The sequence below is a fragment of the Dactylosporangium sp. NPDC051087 genome, from assembly GCF_055586325.1.
In genome coordinates, this window is sequence record NZ_JBVJIJ010000052.1 from 1 (window position 1) to 15,829 (window position 15,829).

General features: G+C 73.7%; 17 protein-coding genes. 11 read left to right on the plus strand and 6 right to left on the minus strand.

Annotation, left to right across the window (positions count from 1 at the left end; translation table 11 throughout):
• Positions 1–93: 93 nt before the first annotated feature.
• Positions 94–1,503, minus strand: coding sequence for an amidohydrolase family protein (locus tag ACZ6TV_RS51925; protein ID WP_465308569.1), 1,410 nt, complete (start codon positions 1,501–1,503; stop codon positions 94–96).
• A gap of 217 nt (positions 1,504–1,720) precedes the next feature.
• Here ACZ6TV_RS51925 and ACZ6TV_RS51930 point away from each other — a divergent pair, with 217 nt between their 5' ends.
• The 6 genes from ACZ6TV_RS51930 to ACZ6TV_RS51955 are packed head-to-tail and all read left to right on the plus strand — an operon-like array spanning position 1,721 to position 6,718.
• Positions 1,721–2,860, plus strand: a complete 1,140-nt coding sequence (locus tag ACZ6TV_RS51930) for a CaiB/BaiF CoA transferase family protein (protein ID WP_465308571.1) — start codon at positions 1,721–1,723, stop codon at positions 2,858–2,860.
• Positions 2,845–3,636: a citryl-CoA lyase gene (locus tag ACZ6TV_RS51935; protein WP_465308573.1), complete on the plus strand. Its 792-nt coding sequence runs from the start codon at positions 2,845–2,847 to the stop codon at positions 3,634–3,636. The genes ACZ6TV_RS51930 and ACZ6TV_RS51935 overlap by 16 nt, the downstream gene beginning before the upstream one ends.
• Before the next feature lie 13 nt (positions 3,637–3,649).
• Positions 3,650–4,513, plus strand: coding sequence for a DODA-type extradiol aromatic ring-opening family dioxygenase (locus ACZ6TV_RS51940; protein WP_465308575.1), 864 nt, complete (start codon positions 3,650–3,652; stop codon positions 4,511–4,513).
• Complete coding sequence (locus ACZ6TV_RS51945; protein WP_465308577.1) at positions 4,510–4,872, plus strand: hypothetical protein; 363 nt, start codon at positions 4,510–4,512, stop codon at positions 4,870–4,872. The genes ACZ6TV_RS51940 and ACZ6TV_RS51945 overlap by 4 nt, the downstream gene beginning before the upstream one ends.
• Positions 4,872–5,852, plus strand: a complete 981-nt coding sequence (locus tag ACZ6TV_RS51950) for a quinone oxidoreductase family protein (protein ID WP_465308579.1) — start codon at positions 4,872–4,874, stop codon at positions 5,850–5,852. The genes ACZ6TV_RS51945 and ACZ6TV_RS51950 overlap by 1 nt, the downstream gene beginning before the upstream one ends.
• 38 nt (positions 5,853–5,890) lie before the next feature.
• Positions 5,891–6,718 carry an IclR family transcriptional regulator domain-containing protein gene (locus tag ACZ6TV_RS51955; RefSeq protein WP_465308581.1) on the plus strand — a complete coding sequence of 276 codons (828 nt, stop codon included), beginning with the start codon at positions 5,891–5,893 and terminating at the stop codon, positions 6,716–6,718.
• A 46-nt stretch (positions 6,719–6,764) separates the two neighbouring features.
• Here ACZ6TV_RS51955 and ACZ6TV_RS51960 read toward each other — a convergent pair whose 3' ends face one another.
• On the minus strand, positions 6,765–7,901 hold the full coding sequence (locus tag ACZ6TV_RS51960) for an FAD-dependent monooxygenase (protein WP_465308583.1): 1,137 nt from the start codon (positions 7,899–7,901) through the stop codon (positions 6,765–6,767).
• A gap of 80 nt (positions 7,902–7,981) precedes the next feature.
• On the opposite strand from ACZ6TV_RS51960, the gene ACZ6TV_RS51965 reads away from it, so the two are divergent.
• From ACZ6TV_RS51965 to ACZ6TV_RS51975, 3 genes are all read left to right on the plus strand, one after another.
• Positions 7,982–8,569, plus strand: a complete 588-nt coding sequence (locus ACZ6TV_RS51965) for a TetR/AcrR family transcriptional regulator (protein ID WP_465308585.1) — start codon at positions 7,982–7,984, stop codon at positions 8,567–8,569.
• Positions 8,570–8,685: 116 nt separating this feature from the next.
• Positions 8,686–9,765 (plus strand): ricin-type beta-trefoil lectin domain protein, encoded by a 1,080-nt coding sequence (locus ACZ6TV_RS51970; RefSeq protein WP_465308587.1) that lies wholly within the window; start codon positions 8,686–8,688, stop codon positions 9,763–9,765.
• A gap of 60 nt (positions 9,766–9,825) precedes the next feature.
• A complete protein-coding gene (locus tag ACZ6TV_RS51975; RefSeq protein ID WP_465308589.1) occupies positions 9,826–10,101 on the plus strand; it encodes a hypothetical protein in 276 nt (91 codons plus the stop codon).
• Positions 10,102–10,128: 27 nt separating this feature from the next.
• Here the strand turns inward: ACZ6TV_RS51975 and ACZ6TV_RS51980 are convergent, their stop codons facing one another.
• Positions 10,129–10,815 (minus strand): response regulator, encoded by a 687-nt coding sequence (locus ACZ6TV_RS51980; protein ID WP_465308591.1) that lies wholly within the window; start codon positions 10,813–10,815, stop codon positions 10,129–10,131.
• Between the two features lie 154 nt (positions 10,816–10,969).
• On the opposite strand from ACZ6TV_RS51980, the gene ACZ6TV_RS51985 reads away from it, so the two are divergent.
• On the plus strand, positions 10,970–12,088 hold the full coding sequence (locus ACZ6TV_RS51985) for a hypothetical protein (protein ID WP_465308593.1): 1,119 nt from the start codon (positions 10,970–10,972) through the stop codon (positions 12,086–12,088).
• Here the strand turns inward: ACZ6TV_RS51985 and ACZ6TV_RS51990 are convergent.
• From ACZ6TV_RS51990 to ACZ6TV_RS52000, 3 genes are all read right to left on the minus strand, one after another.
• Entirely contained in the window at positions 12,085–13,098 is a 1,014-nt protein-coding gene (locus tag ACZ6TV_RS51990; protein WP_465308595.1) for a DUF4304 domain-containing protein, read from the minus strand. The two genes, ACZ6TV_RS51985 and ACZ6TV_RS51990, sit on opposite strands and share 4 nt — an antisense overlap.
• 67 nt (positions 13,099–13,165) lie before the next feature.
• Positions 13,166–14,206, minus strand: coding sequence for a LacI family DNA-binding transcriptional regulator (locus ACZ6TV_RS51995; RefSeq protein WP_465308597.1), 1,041 nt, complete (start codon positions 14,204–14,206; stop codon positions 13,166–13,168).
• A 104-nt stretch (positions 14,207–14,310) separates the two neighbouring features.
• Positions 14,311–14,982 (minus strand): TetR/AcrR family transcriptional regulator, encoded by a 672-nt coding sequence (locus ACZ6TV_RS52000; protein WP_465308598.1) that lies wholly within the window; start codon positions 14,980–14,982, stop codon positions 14,311–14,313.
• Positions 14,983–15,082: 100 nt separating this feature from the next.
• Here ACZ6TV_RS52000 and ACZ6TV_RS52005 point away from each other — a divergent pair, with 100 nt between their 5' ends.
• On the plus strand, positions 15,083–15,829 hold the full coding sequence (locus ACZ6TV_RS52005) for a Crp/Fnr family transcriptional regulator (protein ID WP_465308600.1): 747 nt from the start codon (positions 15,083–15,085) through the stop codon (positions 15,827–15,829).

Below are 15,829 nucleotides of genomic sequence, written 5' to 3' on the forward strand. Positions count from 1 at the left end.
TAGATGCCTCAAGAACCTCTATCTTTCCAGCTCGCGGGGGCATTGTCGCGTCCGAGATGCCTCCGCCACATCAATCTCATCGGTGGATCAGGGCTAAGGCTGGTTCTTCCATTCGGTGTACATGTACGGGTTGTCGAGCACCTTCGTGGCTGGGACGTCCGGGTTCATGCCTTGCCGCCACGCTTCGGGGCCCATGGCCGTGATGAGGTGCTCGACGGTCCGCTCGACGTCGAGGCGGGCCTTGGCGAGGTCCGCGCCGACGAGCCTGCCGTCGCGCTTCACGATCCGCCCGTTCACGAGCACCGTGTGCACGTCGCCGCGCTGAGCCTGGAAGGCGACGTGGCCGTACGGGTTGAGGATCGGGAACATGACGGGGGAGTCGTCGTTCTTGAGCAGCACCACGTCCGCCGCGCGACCGGGCTGGAGGCTGCCGACGACGCCGTCCAGGCCGAGGGCCCTGCTGCCGCCGCGGGTCGCCCAGTCGACGACCTGCTCGGCGCGCAGGTGCAGGTGCGTGACGGTCTCCGCCCGGTCGTGCGCCCGCAGGTGCTCGCGGGAGCGGTCGGCGCCGAGCGTGGCCCGCATCGCGGAGAACAGGTCACCGCTCCACCACACGCTGGTGTCCATCGACAGCGACACGGGGATGCCGTGGTCGCGCAGCTGCCAGGTCGGCGGGTAGCCCTGCCCGGCGCTCTGCTCGCTCTCCGTCGACACCGAGACGGACCCTCCGGTCGCGGCGATGCGATGGTACGAGTCACCGGACAGCGTCGCGGCGTGCACGTAGATCGTCGACGGGGTCATGAACCCGTGCTCGTGCATGAGCCGGATGCCGTCGTCGTTGGTGGCGCCCCACACCCCGGCGTGCGTGGTGACGGGCACGTCGAGCTCGCGGGCCACCTCGAACGCCGCCCGCTCCGGGAACGCGGGGTCGCCGGTCACGTCGAACGCCATCTGGAAGCCGAGCGCGCCGCGCGTGCGCCGCTCCACGAAGTCGCGGAAGCCGGGACTGGTCGCCCACTCCCACGGGCCCTGCTGGATGTTGCCGTAGGCGAGGACGAACCTGCCCGGCACCGACTCGAGGGCGTCGGCGGCGGCGTCGGCGTGCTGCGGGGTCTGCAGGCCGTGTGACCAGTCGACGGTCGTGGTGACGCCGGCGTCGAGCGCCTCCCAGGCGCCGAGGACGTTGCCGGCGTGGATGTCCTCGGGCCGGAAGTGCCGGCCGGACTCCAGGTAGTACCAGACGAAGTACTGGGTGAGCGTCCAGTCGGCGCCGTAGCCGCGCATCGCGGTCTGCCACAGGTGCCGGTGGGTGTCGATCATGCCGGGCATGACGATGCCGCCGCTCGCGTCGATCTCGACGGTGCCGGGCGGGGCGGTGAGGCCGACGCCGACCTCGGCGATGCGCCCGTCCACTGCGAGGACGTCGGCGCCGGGCAGGACGGTGTGCGCGTCGTCCATCGTGAGGACCAGACCGTTGCGGAACAGCACCGGCTGTGCGTCCATCGCTGTCAACTCCTTCCGGACAGATGTCCGTGTAGCGGTCAGAGGAGCGATCGGCGAAAGTGTGTGCCCCGTCACGGGCGCTGTCAAGGCACCCGCCTCGCCTTCCCGTGTCGTACCGGCGCGGCAAACGACGACGGTGCGGCGGTTGACATCGCGAGGAGCATTCTTGAGACTGGCGTGGCGGACAAGTGTCCGTATCGCGGACGAGAGGAAACCGATGGCGGCGCCAGAGCGCGAGGGACCACTCAGCGGGCTGCTGGTCGCCGACTTCTCACGGATCCTCGCCGGGCCGTACGCCACGATGCTCCTCGCGGACCTCGGCGCCGACGTGATCAAGGTCGAGGGGCCCGGCGGCGACGACACGCGCACCTGGATGCCGCCGACCCGCGACGGCGTCTCCACGTACTACCTCGGCGTCAACCGCAACAAGCGGTCCATCGCCCTCGACCTGCGCGACCCGGAGGACCTGGCGGCGGCGCGGGCCCTCGCCGCCCGCGCCGACGTCATGATCGAGAACTTCAAGCCCGGCGGACTGCGCCGCTTCGGCCTCGACCACGCGACCGTCGCCGCCGGCAACCCGGCGATCGTCTACGCCTCGATCAGCGGATTCGGGTCCGGCGCGGGCGCGGCGATGCCGGGCTACGACCTGATGGTGCAGGCGGTGTCCGGCCTGATGAGCCTCACCGGCGACCCCGGCGGCCCGCCGTTCCGCGCCGGGATCTCCGTCTTCGACGTGATGGCGGGCATGCACGCGAGCATCGGCATCCTCGCCGCCCTGCATCACCGCACCGCGACCGGCGCCGGCCAGCACGTCGAGGTCAACCTCCTGTCCTCCGCCCTGTCCGGCCTGGTCAACCACAGCAGCGGCTACGTCGCCGGCGGCACCGTGCCGTTCCGCATGGGCAACGCGCATCCGAGCCTGTTCCCGTACGAGCCGCTGCCCACCGCCGACGGCGACCTCATCGTCATCGCCGGCAACGACGGGCAGTTCCGCAAGCTCTGCGCCGTCCTCGGCTGCGAGGACCTCCTCGACGACCCCCGCTTCCAGCACAACCAGGACCGCACCGCGCACCGGGAGGCACTGCGCCCGCTGCTCGTCGAGCGGCTGCGGGCCAAGGGCAAGCAGGAGTGGTTCGACGAGCTGATCGCCGCCGGGGTGGCGTGCGCGCCGATCAACACCGTCGACGGCGGCGTCGCCCTCGCCGAGTCGCTCGGCCTCGACCCGGTCGTCGAGACCGGCGAGGTGCCCGGCATCCGCAACCCGATCACGCTGTCGGCGACCCCGCCGCGCTACGAGCTGCCGCCGCCCGGCCTGGACGAGCACGGCGAGGAGATCCGGCAATGGCTGAAGAGCTGAGCTTCCCCACGTCCATCGGCACCTCCGACGCCGACCGCATCACGCTGCTGGGCCAGGACCTCGCCGCCGACCTGATGGGCAACGTCGGTTTCGGGGAGCTCGCGTTCTGGCTCGTCGCCGGGCGCCGGCCCTCGGCCGGGGAGACCCGCGTCTTCGAGGCGGTCCTGGTCGCGCTCGCCGACCACGGGTTCACGCCCACCGCCATCGCCGCCCGGGTCACGTACGCCAGCGCACCCGAGTCCCTGCAGGGCGCGCTCGCGGCGGGGCTGCTCGGCGGCGGCTCCCGCTTCCTCGGCGTCACCGAGGACTGCGGCGTGTTCCTGCACTCGGTGGTGTCGTCGCTCGCTTCGACCCCCGCCGACGACGCCGGCTGGGACGAGGTCGCCGCCGGCGCGATCGCCGCCCGCCGTGCCGCCGGACAGTTCGTGCCCGGCCTCGGCCATCCGGTGCACAAGGTCGAGGACCCCCGCACGCCGGTGCTGATCCGGATCGCCGCCGACGCCGGTGTACGGGGGCCGCACCTGCGACTGTTCGAGGCCGTCGGCCGGGCGCACCCGGCGATCCTCGGGCGGACCCTGCCGCTCAACGGCGCCGGCGTGTGCGGCGCCGCCCTCGCCGACCTGGGCCTGCCGGTCACCATGCTGCGCGGTTTCGCGCTCCTCGCCCGCGCCGCCGGGCTCCTCGGGCACCTCGCCGAGGAGCAGCGCACCGGCCTCGGCCTCGAGATCTACCGCACCGTCGACCGCAACGCCCGCTACGTCAACCCACCCGACTGAGAGGATCCGCGCCATGGCCCAGGTTGTCGCGGTCATCGCCTCGACCCACCATCCGTTCTACTTCAAGGCCAGCACCGCCACCGGCGAGGACCGCCCGCCGTTCGCCGACGAATGGGTCCGCAAGGTCACCGCGTTCCGGGAGACGCTGACCCGCGCCCGCCCCGACGTGCTCGTCATGGTCGGCTCCGACCACTTCCACCAGCTGTGGCTGGACAACATGCCGCAGTTCCTCGTCGGCAAGGCCCCGTTCTACGACGCCAACTGGTACAACGAGGAACGCGAGTTCGGCCTGCCGCGCATGCTGCTGCGCGGCCAGGAGGACCTGTCCGCGCACGTGCTGCGCGAGGGTCTCGACGCCGGCTTCGACCTCGCCTTCAGCAACGAGCTGCGCATCGACCACAGCATCACCTGTCCGATCATCACGCTGCGGCCCGAGGCGGACCTGCCGATCGTGCCGATCTACACCAACATCTTCGCCCCGCCCCTGCCGCAACCCCGCCGGTTCGTGCAGCTCGGACGGACCATCCGGGAGCTCGTCGAGTCGTGGCCCAGCGACCTGCGGGTCGCGGTCGTCGGCACCGGGCACCTGTCCCTGGAGCTCGGCGGACCCCGCCAGTTCGGCCCGCACGGCCCCGACCCCGAGTTCGACCGGCGGGCCGTGGAGTGGATCGCCAACGGCGACCTCGACGGCTGCCTGTCCGAGGTGACCCTGGACAGCCTGCACGCGCCCGGCAACGCCACCCACGGGTTCATGGACTTCATGCTCATGATGGGCGTCGCCGGCGACGGCGTGAAGGCCGACTACGTCGACACCTACGACCTGTTCCACACCATGGAGGCGTACTTCACCTGGTACCCGCAGGGGGCGTTGTCATGAGCAGATACCTGCTGAACAAGTTCCTGTACACGGTGGACAGAGACCCGGCACTGGTGGAGCGCTACCGGGACGATCCTTCGGGGACCGTCACCTGGTGGGAGAGCGGTCCCGGCCTGTCCCTGCTCAACTGCCACTCCGGCGAGGCGAGCAGCTGGCTGCGGTTCACCGACGAGGAGCGGGCCGCGCTGACCGGACACGACCACATCGCCCTGTTCGGCCTCGGCGCCCACCCGTTCCTCACACTGACCCTGTTCATCGCGATGTTCGAACGCGACCACGACGAGCCGCTCGCCTACCAGAAGCAGTACGGCGCCCTGCTCGCCCACTTCGATCTGCCGTACCCCGACATCGCCACCTGATGCGCGCCGCCACCATCGTCCGCTGCGGTGCGCCGCCTGTCGTCGTCACCCGCCCGGCGCCGGTCGCTCCGGCCGGTGCCGTCACGGTCACGGTCACCGCGGCCCCGATCACGCCGCTGGACGTGCTGTGCGCGTCCGGCACGTCCTACTTCGGGACGCCCGCGCTGCCGTACGTGCCCGGCGTGCAGGGCGTCGGCACCCTCGACGACGGCACCGCCGTCTGGTTCCCGACCGACGCCGGGATGCGCCCCGGCGACGGCAGCATGGGCGAGGTCGTCACCGTGCCCGCCGCCGACGTCGTGCCGCTGCCGGCCGGCGTCGACCACCGGCTCGTCGCCGCGCTCGGCCTGTCCGCCGTCGCCGCCTGGCAGGCCCTCACCTGGCGCGGCGCGCTCCTGCCCGGCGAACAGGTCCTCGTCCTCGGCGGCGGAGGCGTCGTCGGGCAGGCCGCGATCCAGCTCGCCCGGCTCGCCGGCGCCCGCAGGGTCATCGCCGCCTGCCGGTCCACGGCCGCCCGGGAACGCGCGCACCGTCGCGGCGCCGACGCCGTCGTCGCCCTGCACGACACCGACGACGTCGCGACCCTCGCCCGGCGGCTCCAGGACGCCACCGACGGCCCCGTCGACCTGGTCCTCGACCCCCTCTTCGGGATCCCGGCCGCCGCGGCGCTGCGCACCCTGCGCCGCGGCGGCCGCCTCGTCAACCTCGGCAGCGCCGCCGGGGAGACCGCGCCGCTGGACTCCGCGACGCTGCGCAGCGGCTCCCTGCGCGTCCTCGGCTACACCAACTCCGAGCTCAGCGCCGCCGAGAAGGGCGCCACCATGCGGTACCTCGCGGACCACGCCGCCGCCGGCCGCCTCGTCGCCGACCACGACGCGGTGCCGCTGTCCGAGATCGGCACCGCCTGGACCGCACAGGCCGCCGGCGTGGCCACCCGGCGGCTCGTCGTCGTCCCCTCGTTGCCGTTGCGCAAGGACTAGTGTTCGCTGGGCGAACTCCAACCACGATTGAGGCGGCGATGGCACAGCGCGGAGAAGGACCCGACTTCATCGAGGCCCTGGCACGAGGGCTCGACGTGATCCGGGCGTTCCACGCCGACCACCCGCGGATGACCCTCGCCGAGGTCGCCACCGCCACCGGCCTCGCCCGGCCCACCGCCCGCCGCATCCTGCTCACCCTGGAGGAGCTCGGCTACGTGCGGGCCACGGCCGGCGTGCACGAGCTGACCCCCCGCGTGATGGAGCTCGGCATGGCATACGTGGGCGCCCTCTCCCTGTGGGACATGGCCCGCCCGCACATGGAGCGGCTGGTCGCCGCGACCGGCGAGTCGTCCTCGATCAGCCAGCTCGACGGCTCCGACATCGTCTACCTGGCCCGCGTCGCCGTCCCGAAGATCATCGCGCTGCGCGTGCAGATCGGCACCCGTTTCCCGGCCGTCGCCACCTCCCAGGGGAAGGTCCTCCTCGCCGCACTGCCCCCCGACCGCCTCGACGCCGCGCTCGCCACGCCGAGCCGGTCCGGCATCCAGCCATGGGTCCAGCACGGCCGCCGCGCCGTCGACGCCCTGCTGCGCGAGGTCAACACGCGGGGGTTCGCGGTCGCCGACAACGAGCTCGCCCCCGGCATCCGCTCCGTCGCCGTCCCGATCCGCGACGGTCGCGGCGAGGTCCGCGCGGCGATGAACGTGACCGTCAACTCCGCCGAGACCACGCTGAAGGAGCTTCTCGACAAGCACCTGCCGCACCTGCAGCGGTCGGCGGGCGCGATCAGCTCCGACTGGGCACTGTGGCAGTCCCGCCCGCAGGTCGACCTGCCCACCAGGGACCCCGCCCCCGCCCACCCGTGACCCCGCTCGCGCCCTGACCTCTGCCCTGCCCCGGCCCCTGCAGCGGTCAGCGGGTGGCCGCGCGGCGGACGAGGGTCCGGATGCCGGGCAGCGTGACCGCACGGACGGTGACGTCGCCGAGCCAGACGTGGAAGCGGGTCGGCGGGGCGTATTGCCGCATGCCGCGCCTGGCGAGCGCCTGCCGCCGGGTGACCTCGGGGCGCAGCGCCCGCTCCCACCCGGCCAGGGCGGCAGGGACGTCGTCGTGGGCAGACAGGGCGGCGCCGAGGGCGTCGGCGCCGGCGAGGGCGAGGCCCGCCCCGTGGCCGGCGAACAGCGTGACGCACCAGGCGGCGTCGCCGAGCAGCACCACCCGGCCGGCGCTCCACCGTGGCATGACCACCTGGCTGACCGTGTCGAAGTAGGCCGCGCCGGGGTTCAGGGCGAGGTGCCGCAGCGCGCCGGGCACGCCGCCGCCCAGGTCGCCGAACGTCCCGCCGAGCGCGCCGGCGGGACCGCGGTCCAGGTCCGAGCCCGGGGTTTCGCTGCGGTACGCGAAGAACGCCGACGACCGTCGCGGCCCCAGGTTGATGACGGCCGCGGTGCGGCCCGGGCCGATGAACGTCGTGCCGGACCGTTCGGGGACTTCCGGCGGCGGGCCGGGCAGGTCGACGGCGCCCACCACGTACGGCAGCGGCACCCGCCAACCGTCGCCGAACACCGCGGTCCGGGTGGCGGAGTGCACGCCGTCGGCGCCGATGAGCAGGTCGGCGCGTTCGACGCTGCCGTCGCTCAACGTCACCCGGACCTCGTCGTCGTCCTGCGTGACCGCCGTGACGGTGGTGCCGAAGCGGAGATCGGCGCCTGGTCGTACCTCCGCGAACAACGCCGACTCGAGGTCGCCCCGGAAGACCGTGAGGGCCCGCTTGCCGAGGGCGGCGGCCGCGAGCTCCGCGGGCACCGTGAGCTTGGCCCGGCCGTCGGCGCGCACGAGGACCGTGGTGAACAGGCCCAGGTCGCGGTCGGCCAGGCCGGGCAGCAGCCGCTCGGCGGCGTCGAACCCGGGGCCGAGGAGGTTCACCAGGTAGCCGCCGCTGCGCCGGGCCGGGGCCTGCTCCACGACGAGCGTCTCCCAGCCGTCGCGGCCGAGCCTGACGGCGGCGGCGAGACCCGCCACGCCCGCTCCGACGATCACCGCACGCATGTGTCCCCCAAAGAAATGAGCGAGTGTTCAAACTAGTATGAGCAGATGCTCATTCTGTGCGCAACGCCTAGAATCCGGGGATGCCCCGCGGAGTCGCCATCCTTGAGCCCAGGCAGCGGCTGTTCGCCGCCGTCGAGCGCGTGATCGCCGCCGAGGGGCCGGGTCACCTCACGGGACGTGCCGTGACCCGCGAGGCCGGCGTCGCCACGGGGCTGCTCTACGCGCACTTCGCCGACTTCGACGACTTCCTCGTCGGGTACGCCGTCGACCGCGCCTTCCAGCTGGCGGCCGCGGTCGCGGGCCTGCCGGAGCGGGCGGGGTCCGGCACGGTCGCGGGCAACCTCGCCGACGCGCTGCTCGCCGTCCCTTTCGAGGGGCTGATCCCGCTGACCCGGCTGGCGGCCGCGAAGCCCGGACTCGCCGCCGCCGTCCGCGCCGTACTGGGGGAGCGGACCGCCGGCCTGGAGGCGGTCGAGGCCGCCGCGGCCCGGTACCTGGCCGCCGAGCGGCGCCTCGGCCGGGTCCCGGCCGGCCTGGACACCGACGACCTCGCCCTCGCGGCGGTCGCCGTCCTGCACCACGTCGCGCTCACCGCCCCGGACGCCGACCGGGTCCGGCGCGCGATCGCCGCTCTGACCAGTGGATTTCCGGTCGCCGCCGGGCCGTGACCGGGGATCGGCACGGGCGTCGCCAGGCCAAGCGCGCGGATGTATTGACAGATATCTGTTAGTCAGGTTACCTGTCCGGTACCCCCGCCGCCCGCCCGACGACGTCTGGAGCCCCCATGCGCAGAACCGTCCTGGCGCTCGCATCGGTCGCGCTGACCCTGGTCGCGACCGCCGCCTACGCCCTGACCAGCACCTCCCCGGCACTCGCCGCCGGACCCACCGCCGCCCAGCTGCTCGCCAAGACCGCCACCTGCAGTCAGGTGTCCAACGGGAAGTACGCGACCGACGACGGCGCCGCCGAGACCGTCGCGATCTGCAAGAACGGCTCGGCGTACTTCTGGACCGCCGACATGGACATCGACTGCGACGGCATCTCCACGTCGCGCTGCAACGCCTCGACCGACCCCTGGTACCAGGCGCAGACCTCGTTCACGACGTCGACCGGCGCGTACTTCACCTCCGACGTGACCCGCTACTTCGTCGTCCCGCTGCCCAGCAGCCGCTTCACGTACTCCGCCAACGGCATCCGCGCCGGCAGCGTCGCCGCCGTCGTCTACAACGGCAAGGTCGCCTACGCGGTCTTCGCCGACGAGGGTCCGAGCAGCATCATCGGCGAGGGCTCCTACGCCCTGGCGGTCGCGCTCGGCATCGACCCCAACCCGGCCAGCGGCGGCACCGCCGGGCCCGTCACGTTCATCGTGTTCCCGAGCAGCGTGCCGAACCCGGTGGAGAACAACGCGACCATCGACACGGTCGGCGCCGCCGCGGCCAACGCCTGGGTCGGCGGCACCACGAACCCGCCCACCACCCCGCCGGCCGGCGGCACCGGCCCGATCCGCGGCTACGGCGGCAAATGCGTCGACGTCGCCGCCGCCAGCACCGCCAACGGGGCCGCGGTCCAGATGTACGACTGCAACGGCACCAACGCGCAGAACTGGACCCGCGCGTCGGACGGCACGCTGCGCGCCCTCGGCAAGTGCATGGACGTGACCGGCGCGGGCACCGCCAACGGCACGAAGATCCAGCTGTGGGACTGCAACGGATCCGGCGCGCAACGCTGGACCCGCAGCGGCTCGACGCTGGTCAACGCCGGCTCCGGCAAGTGTCTCGACGCGACCGGCCCCAGCTCGGCCAACGGCACCCGCCTGCAGATCTGGACCTGTACCGGCGCCGCCAACCAGCTCTGGACCTACTGACGCACCGCGTCGTCGCACGGCCGGACGGCACCGGCCCGCCGGTCGTGCGACGATGCAGCGGTGCCACCGCCACCGCGCCCGTCCCGGGTCTTCCACGCCAACGACATCGCCACCGGCCGGGCCGTCCTCGACGGCTACCCGTTCCGGTACATCGTCCTGGGCCCGTCGATGACGGTGTCGACCGCGCTCGGCGCCACCTTCAATCCCTCCGCAGGCCAGAACGCGTTGTTCGACGAGGTGCTGACGGCGGTCGAATACCTGGAGGGCCGCGGCTGGGAGCTCGTCAGCATGGACCAGGGCTTCGTCGCCTGCCTGCGCCGCGTCGCCCCGCGCTGAGCCTCCCCCTTCCGTGCCGGACGGTGGTCACAGCTCCAGGCGGTAGCCGAGCCCCGGCTGGGTGACGAGATGCTGCGGGCGGGCCGGGTCGCGTTCCAGCTTGCGGCGCAGGTTGGCGAAGTGGACCCGCAGGTAGTTGGTCTCCGTCTCGTACCTCGGCCCCCACACCTCCCGCAGCAGCCGGCGGTGCTCGACGAGCGTGCCGGGGGAGCGGGCCAGGACCTCGAGCAGATGCCACTCGGTGGGGGTGAGGCGCACCTCGCCGGACGGGCCGACGGCGCGCTTCGCGGCCAGGTCCAGGGTGAACGCCGCCGTCGTGACGACCGACGGACCGGCCGTGGCGCCGGCGGCCGCGGTACCCCGGCGCAGCGCCGCACGGACGCGGGCCAGGAGCTCGTCGACGCCGAACGGTTTCGTGACGTAGTCGTCGGCGCCGGCGTCGAGGGCGGCGACCTTCGCCGGCTCCGAGTGGCGCGCCGACAGGACGATGATGGGCACCTCGCTCCAGTCGCGCAGGCCCTTCACCACCTCGATGCCGTCGAGGTCGGGCAGGCCGAGGTCGACGATGGCGAGATCGGGGTGGTGGTTGCCGGCCGAGATGAGGCCCGCCGCGGCGGTGCCGGCCGTGTCGACCTGATAGCCGCGGGCGGTGAGGTTGATCCGCAGCGCCCGCAGCAGCGGCTCGTCGTCGTCGACGATGAGGATCCTGCTCACGATCCGTATTGTCCCCCGCCCACCACGGCCGCCGCACCGTGGTCCGGCCCACGCCCGCCGGTGGCCCGCGCCCGCCGGCAGGGCCCGCGCTCGCCGGCAAGGCCCGCGGTCACCGGCAGGGCCCGCCGGTGCGGGGCACGGGTAGGGTCGCGAGGTGTCGTCGCCCATCTCGCTGACCGGACCCGGCAGCCACCGCATCGTGCGGAAGCCCGGCGTCGGTGTCGTCGTCATCGGGCCGCCGGGCAGCCGGCCGCGGCCGGACCTGGTCGTCGAGGCCGGCGACGCGATCGACTGGACCGTGTTCGACCCGTTCACCGTCCCGGCGGGCTATCCATGGCCGCGCCGCATCGTGTACGACGGCGACGACACCAGCTTCGTCCGCTGGGCGGACAGGCGTCCGATCGAGACGTTCGACTGGCGGCCCCGGGCGGCGCACGTCGTCGACGCGGGCACGGCGGACATCGGCACGTTCGGCATCACGCTGCGCGACGCGCCGCTGCACCTGAACGTGCCGGTGCCGCGGTACGCGCGCCTCGCCGTCACCGGCGACTGGGACCTGCTGACGGTCACGCTCCCGGACGGCGCCGAATGCCCGGCGCTGACGTTCGCGCCGGACACGGCACCGTCGCCGGACGCGGCACCGTTGCGGCTGCCGGACCTGCCCGCGTTCGCCGGCGCGCGCACGGTCGGCGTGACGGTCGCGCCGCTGCGGCAGCCGTTCGACTGCGCGAGCCTGCTGCGGTTCCCGGACATCCGCGGCCTCACCCTCAGCGGGCGGCTGGCCAACGTGGACGCCCTCGCGCACCTGCGGCACCTCAGCGGCCTGCACCTGACGTACTGCCCCGACCTCACCGGCCTGCCCGCCCTGGACACCTGGCCGGACCTCGAACGGCTCCTCGTGTCCAATGTGGACGACGTCGCCGGCCGCCGGTTGCGGGCCGCGTGGCCGCACGCCACGGTGACGAAGCTGCGCAAGCCGGCGTGGTTCGCCACCGGGTACGGGCTGCCGTTCTCCGGCTGGCCCACCCGCACCGCGAAGGCGGCGACGACGGCCTACCGCGCGGCGGAGCAGGCGATCGGGGCCGCCACGGCACCGGCGGCCGTCGAGGCGGCGGTCGTGGCGTTCGTCGAGGCCGTCAACGCGCTGCCGGGCATCGAGACCACGCAACGGGAGGATGCCGGCGAGGCCGTACACCGGCTGACCGCGCAAACCCCGGCGGGCGACCTCACCGAGGCGGCGGCCCGCTGGTTCGACGCCACCAGGGACTTCTAGGCCAAGTCGATCCGGGCGAAGTCCGCGGACAGTTTCGCGGCCGCGCGCCGCAGCGGCCGCCGGAGGTCCTCGGCAGTGGCGCCGTAGAAGTCGGCGGTGCACACGGATCCGTCGCGGGTGAGCGTGTGGTAGATCCGGGCGGCCTCGTCCTCGGGGCGGCCGAGCCGCAGCTCGGTCAGGTGCCCGCTCAGCTTGTCCGACAGGCGCCGGACCGCGTCCACGGACAGCGGGTCGGTGAACGTCGCCGTCAGTGTCGGGGCGTCCACCGGCGGCGGGCAGCGCAGGTCCAGCAGCGCCGCGAACCGGGCCGCCTCGCGCAGCACCGGCAGCGGCCGCGGCCCGGCGTCCGCGACGACCCGGTCGAGCAGGTCCTGGGCGAGATCCGGCGCGCCGGCGGTCGCGGCGAGGTACACGTGCCGCAGCCCCGGCGTCTCCGGTGCCCGCGACCCCGGTGTGTCCGGTGTGGCCGGTTTCTCTGGGGGCCGCCGCAACGGTGACTCAGGTGTCGTCACTGTCCGCCGCAGCCAGTCGAGGACGCCGGCGTCGGTGGCGAGCCGGTCGAAGCACGGCAGTGCCCCGTCCCGCACCCGTGCACCGGCCTCCGCGCCGAGCGCCCGCAGGTCGGTGGCCGCGCCGAACGTCCACCAGTGCCGCTCGCCGGGCGCCGCGAACCACCCGCCGGCGGCGACATCGCCGATCCCGCAACGGATGTGACACCGGAGCTGGTCCGGCGGCTCCCCGGGCGGCGCCGGCGACGCGGCGGCGTCGAGCGCGTCGACGAACACCCCGAGGTCGACCGTGAACGCCCCGCCGTGCCGGCTGTTCCACCGGTGCGGCTCGACCGTGAGCAGCTCCTGCCGGCCGGGCGTGACCCGGCGGAAGGTACGGCCGTGGCCGGTGAACCCGTGCCGCCGCAGCACCGGCGTGACGTCGCGGGCCAGCAGCTCGGAGATGACGGCCTTCGCGGACCGGTCCATGGCCGGCCCGCGCTCGTCGGGCGGCACCAGCATCAGCGCGCCCGCCTGCTCCTCGACGGTGCCGTCACCAGCGGCGGTGAAACCACGGGCGGTGGTGGCGTCATGCGCGTGGGGGAGCGGTGCTGGCGCGGACGACGAGCTGCGTGGCGAGCTCCACCCTGGACGGCTCGACCGGCTCACCGACCGCCAGCTGCAGCACCATGCGGGCCGCGGTGGCGCCCATCTCGGCGAACGGCTGCCGGACCGTCGTCATCGGCGGGCCGCACCACCGGGTGACCTCGATGTCGTCGAAGCCGACGACGCTGACGTCGTCGGGGACGCGGCGGCCCAGGAGCCGGGCGGCCTCGTAGACGCCGAGCGCCTGCAGGTCGTCGCCGCACAGGATCGCGGTCGGCGGGTCCGGCAGCGCCAGCAGCTGGCGGCCGAGCAGGACCCCGTCGTCGAAGTCGAACCGGCCGTGCCGCAGCAGCATCGGGTCGAGCGGGACGCCCGCGGCGTCGAGGGCGCCGCGGCACGCCTCCAGACGGGCGCGGGCGCACAGGTGCTCCATGGGGCCGGTGATGACGCCGACCCGGCGGTGACCGAGGTCGAGCAGGTGCCGGGCCGCGGCGATCCCGCCGCTCCAGTTGGTGGCGCCGACCGACGGGATCGCGTGCATCGGCTCACCCGTCGGGTCGAGGACCACCATGGGCACGCCGCCGGCGGTGAGCTGCTCGTACTGCCGGGTCCGGAACGCCGTGTTGACGGCGATGACGCCGGTCGGCCGGCGAGCGAGGAGCCGGTCCGCGGTGCGCCGGCCGCCCGGGGCAGGACCCTGCAGGTCGGTGAAGCCGACGGCGAGCCCGCGGTCGCGGACGACCCGCTCGACACCGCGGAGGATCTCCATCGCGAGGTGGCTCTCCAGGCCGTAGAACGCCACCTCGACGCTCGGCGACGCGGTCGCGGGCTCGCCGCGCCGGTAGCCGTGCTCGCGCAGCAGCGCCTCCACCCGGTCGCGGGTCTCCACCGCGATGCCGGACCGGCCGTTGAGGACCTTCGAAACCGTCGGCGGGGACACGCCGGCGAGCTGTGCGATCGCCGCGACCGTCACCTCGCCGCGGCGCCGGCGGCCGCCCGGACCCTGCGGCCTCCCGGAATCCACGGCGCCAGTCTATGACCGTGCCGAAGACATGGAAATGTCTCCAAGCGCCGCCGTGCCGGCCCGCACCACCAGCGGGAGGACGGACCGCACCGGCCGCGTCCCCGTCAGGACTGCTGCTGCAGCGCCCGGCGGATCGTGGCGGCGACGGCGTCGGGGTCGCGCTGGTCGTGCAGGACGATCACCGCGGTCCCGTTGCTCTTCCCGCCCGGCGGCTCCGCGAACAGCGCCACCACCTCCGTCATCGCGGCGTCGAGCTCCGCGGCCGGCTCGGTGGTGTCGCGCCGCAGCCACCGGCGCAGCACGTGGTTGTGCGCCGACACGACGGCCGCCGCCATGAGCTCGGCCCGCAGCGCCGCGCCCGGGGCCTGACCCATCCACTCGGCGATGAACTCGCGGAAGAGTCGCTGGTACCGCGCGACGCTGGCGATCTCCCGGTCCCGCAGCGTCGCGATCCGGCTGGTCAGCGCATACCGCAGGCGGGCCCGGTCGCCCTCCTCCACGTACCGCAGCAGCACCAGCCGGACCGTCTCGGTGACCGCGACGATCGCGGTGTCGGCCTTGCTCGCCGTGGCCAGGCGCTCCTTGACGATCGCGAGCATGCGGTCGTGATCGGGGAAGATCACGTCCTCCTTCGACCGGTAGTGGCGGAACAGGGTGGTGCGGCCGACGCCCGCCCGGTCGGCGATGTCATCGGCCGTCGTCTGCTCGTAGCCCCGCTCGTCGAACAGCGCGAGGGCGGCGTCGACCAGTCGGTCTCGTACGGGAATCGCGGTCACGGTCCCATCCTTGCGCATCGCTCTGACCTGTTGCTTTCCGGTCGCGGTATCCAGTACCGTCCCAATGGTACGCAGTACCGCACCGTTCTGGGGAGAGCACATGGTCCTGACGTTTCCGTCCGGCGCAGCGACGTCCGGGACCGTCGGTGCGCTCGCCTATGACCCGACGCTTCGCTCCACCGACCTGTTCCGCAGCGTCGACCCCGACTCCGCCGCCGCCCTGGCGCAGGAGTTCGAGCGGCTCGACGCGGAGCGCGGCACGGTCCTGTTCGCCGAGGGCGACCCCGGCGACCGGCTCTACATCGTGCTGTCCGGCAAGGTGAAGCTCAGCCGCAGCTCCCGCGACGGGCGCGAGGGGCTCATGGCGCTGCTCGGGCCGGCCGACCACTTCGGCGACTTCGAGCTGCTCGACGGCGGCCCCCGGGTCGTCGCCGCGGCCGTCGTGGCCGACGCCCGCCTCGCGGTGCTGCCCAAGACCGTCCTGGACCGGTGGATCGCGCACCACCCGCACGTGGCGGAGCAGCTGCTGCGCGTCATCGCCCGCGGCATCCGCGGCCACCGCGCCGCCGTCGACGACCGGCTCTTCAGCGACGTGCCCGGCCGGGTCGCCAGCCGGATCATCCAGCTCGCGCAGCGCTTCGGCGTGGCCGAGGACGGCGCGACCCGGGTCATGCACGACCTCACCCAGTCGGAGCTGGCGCAGTTCGTCGGCGCGTCACGCGAGTCGGTGAACAAGGTCCTCGCCGAGTATTCCAGCCGCGGCTGGCTGCGCCTGGAGCACAAGTGCGTGGTCATCCTCGACAACGCGCCCCTGGCGCGCCGGGCGCAGCACGGCAGGCGCCGCTGA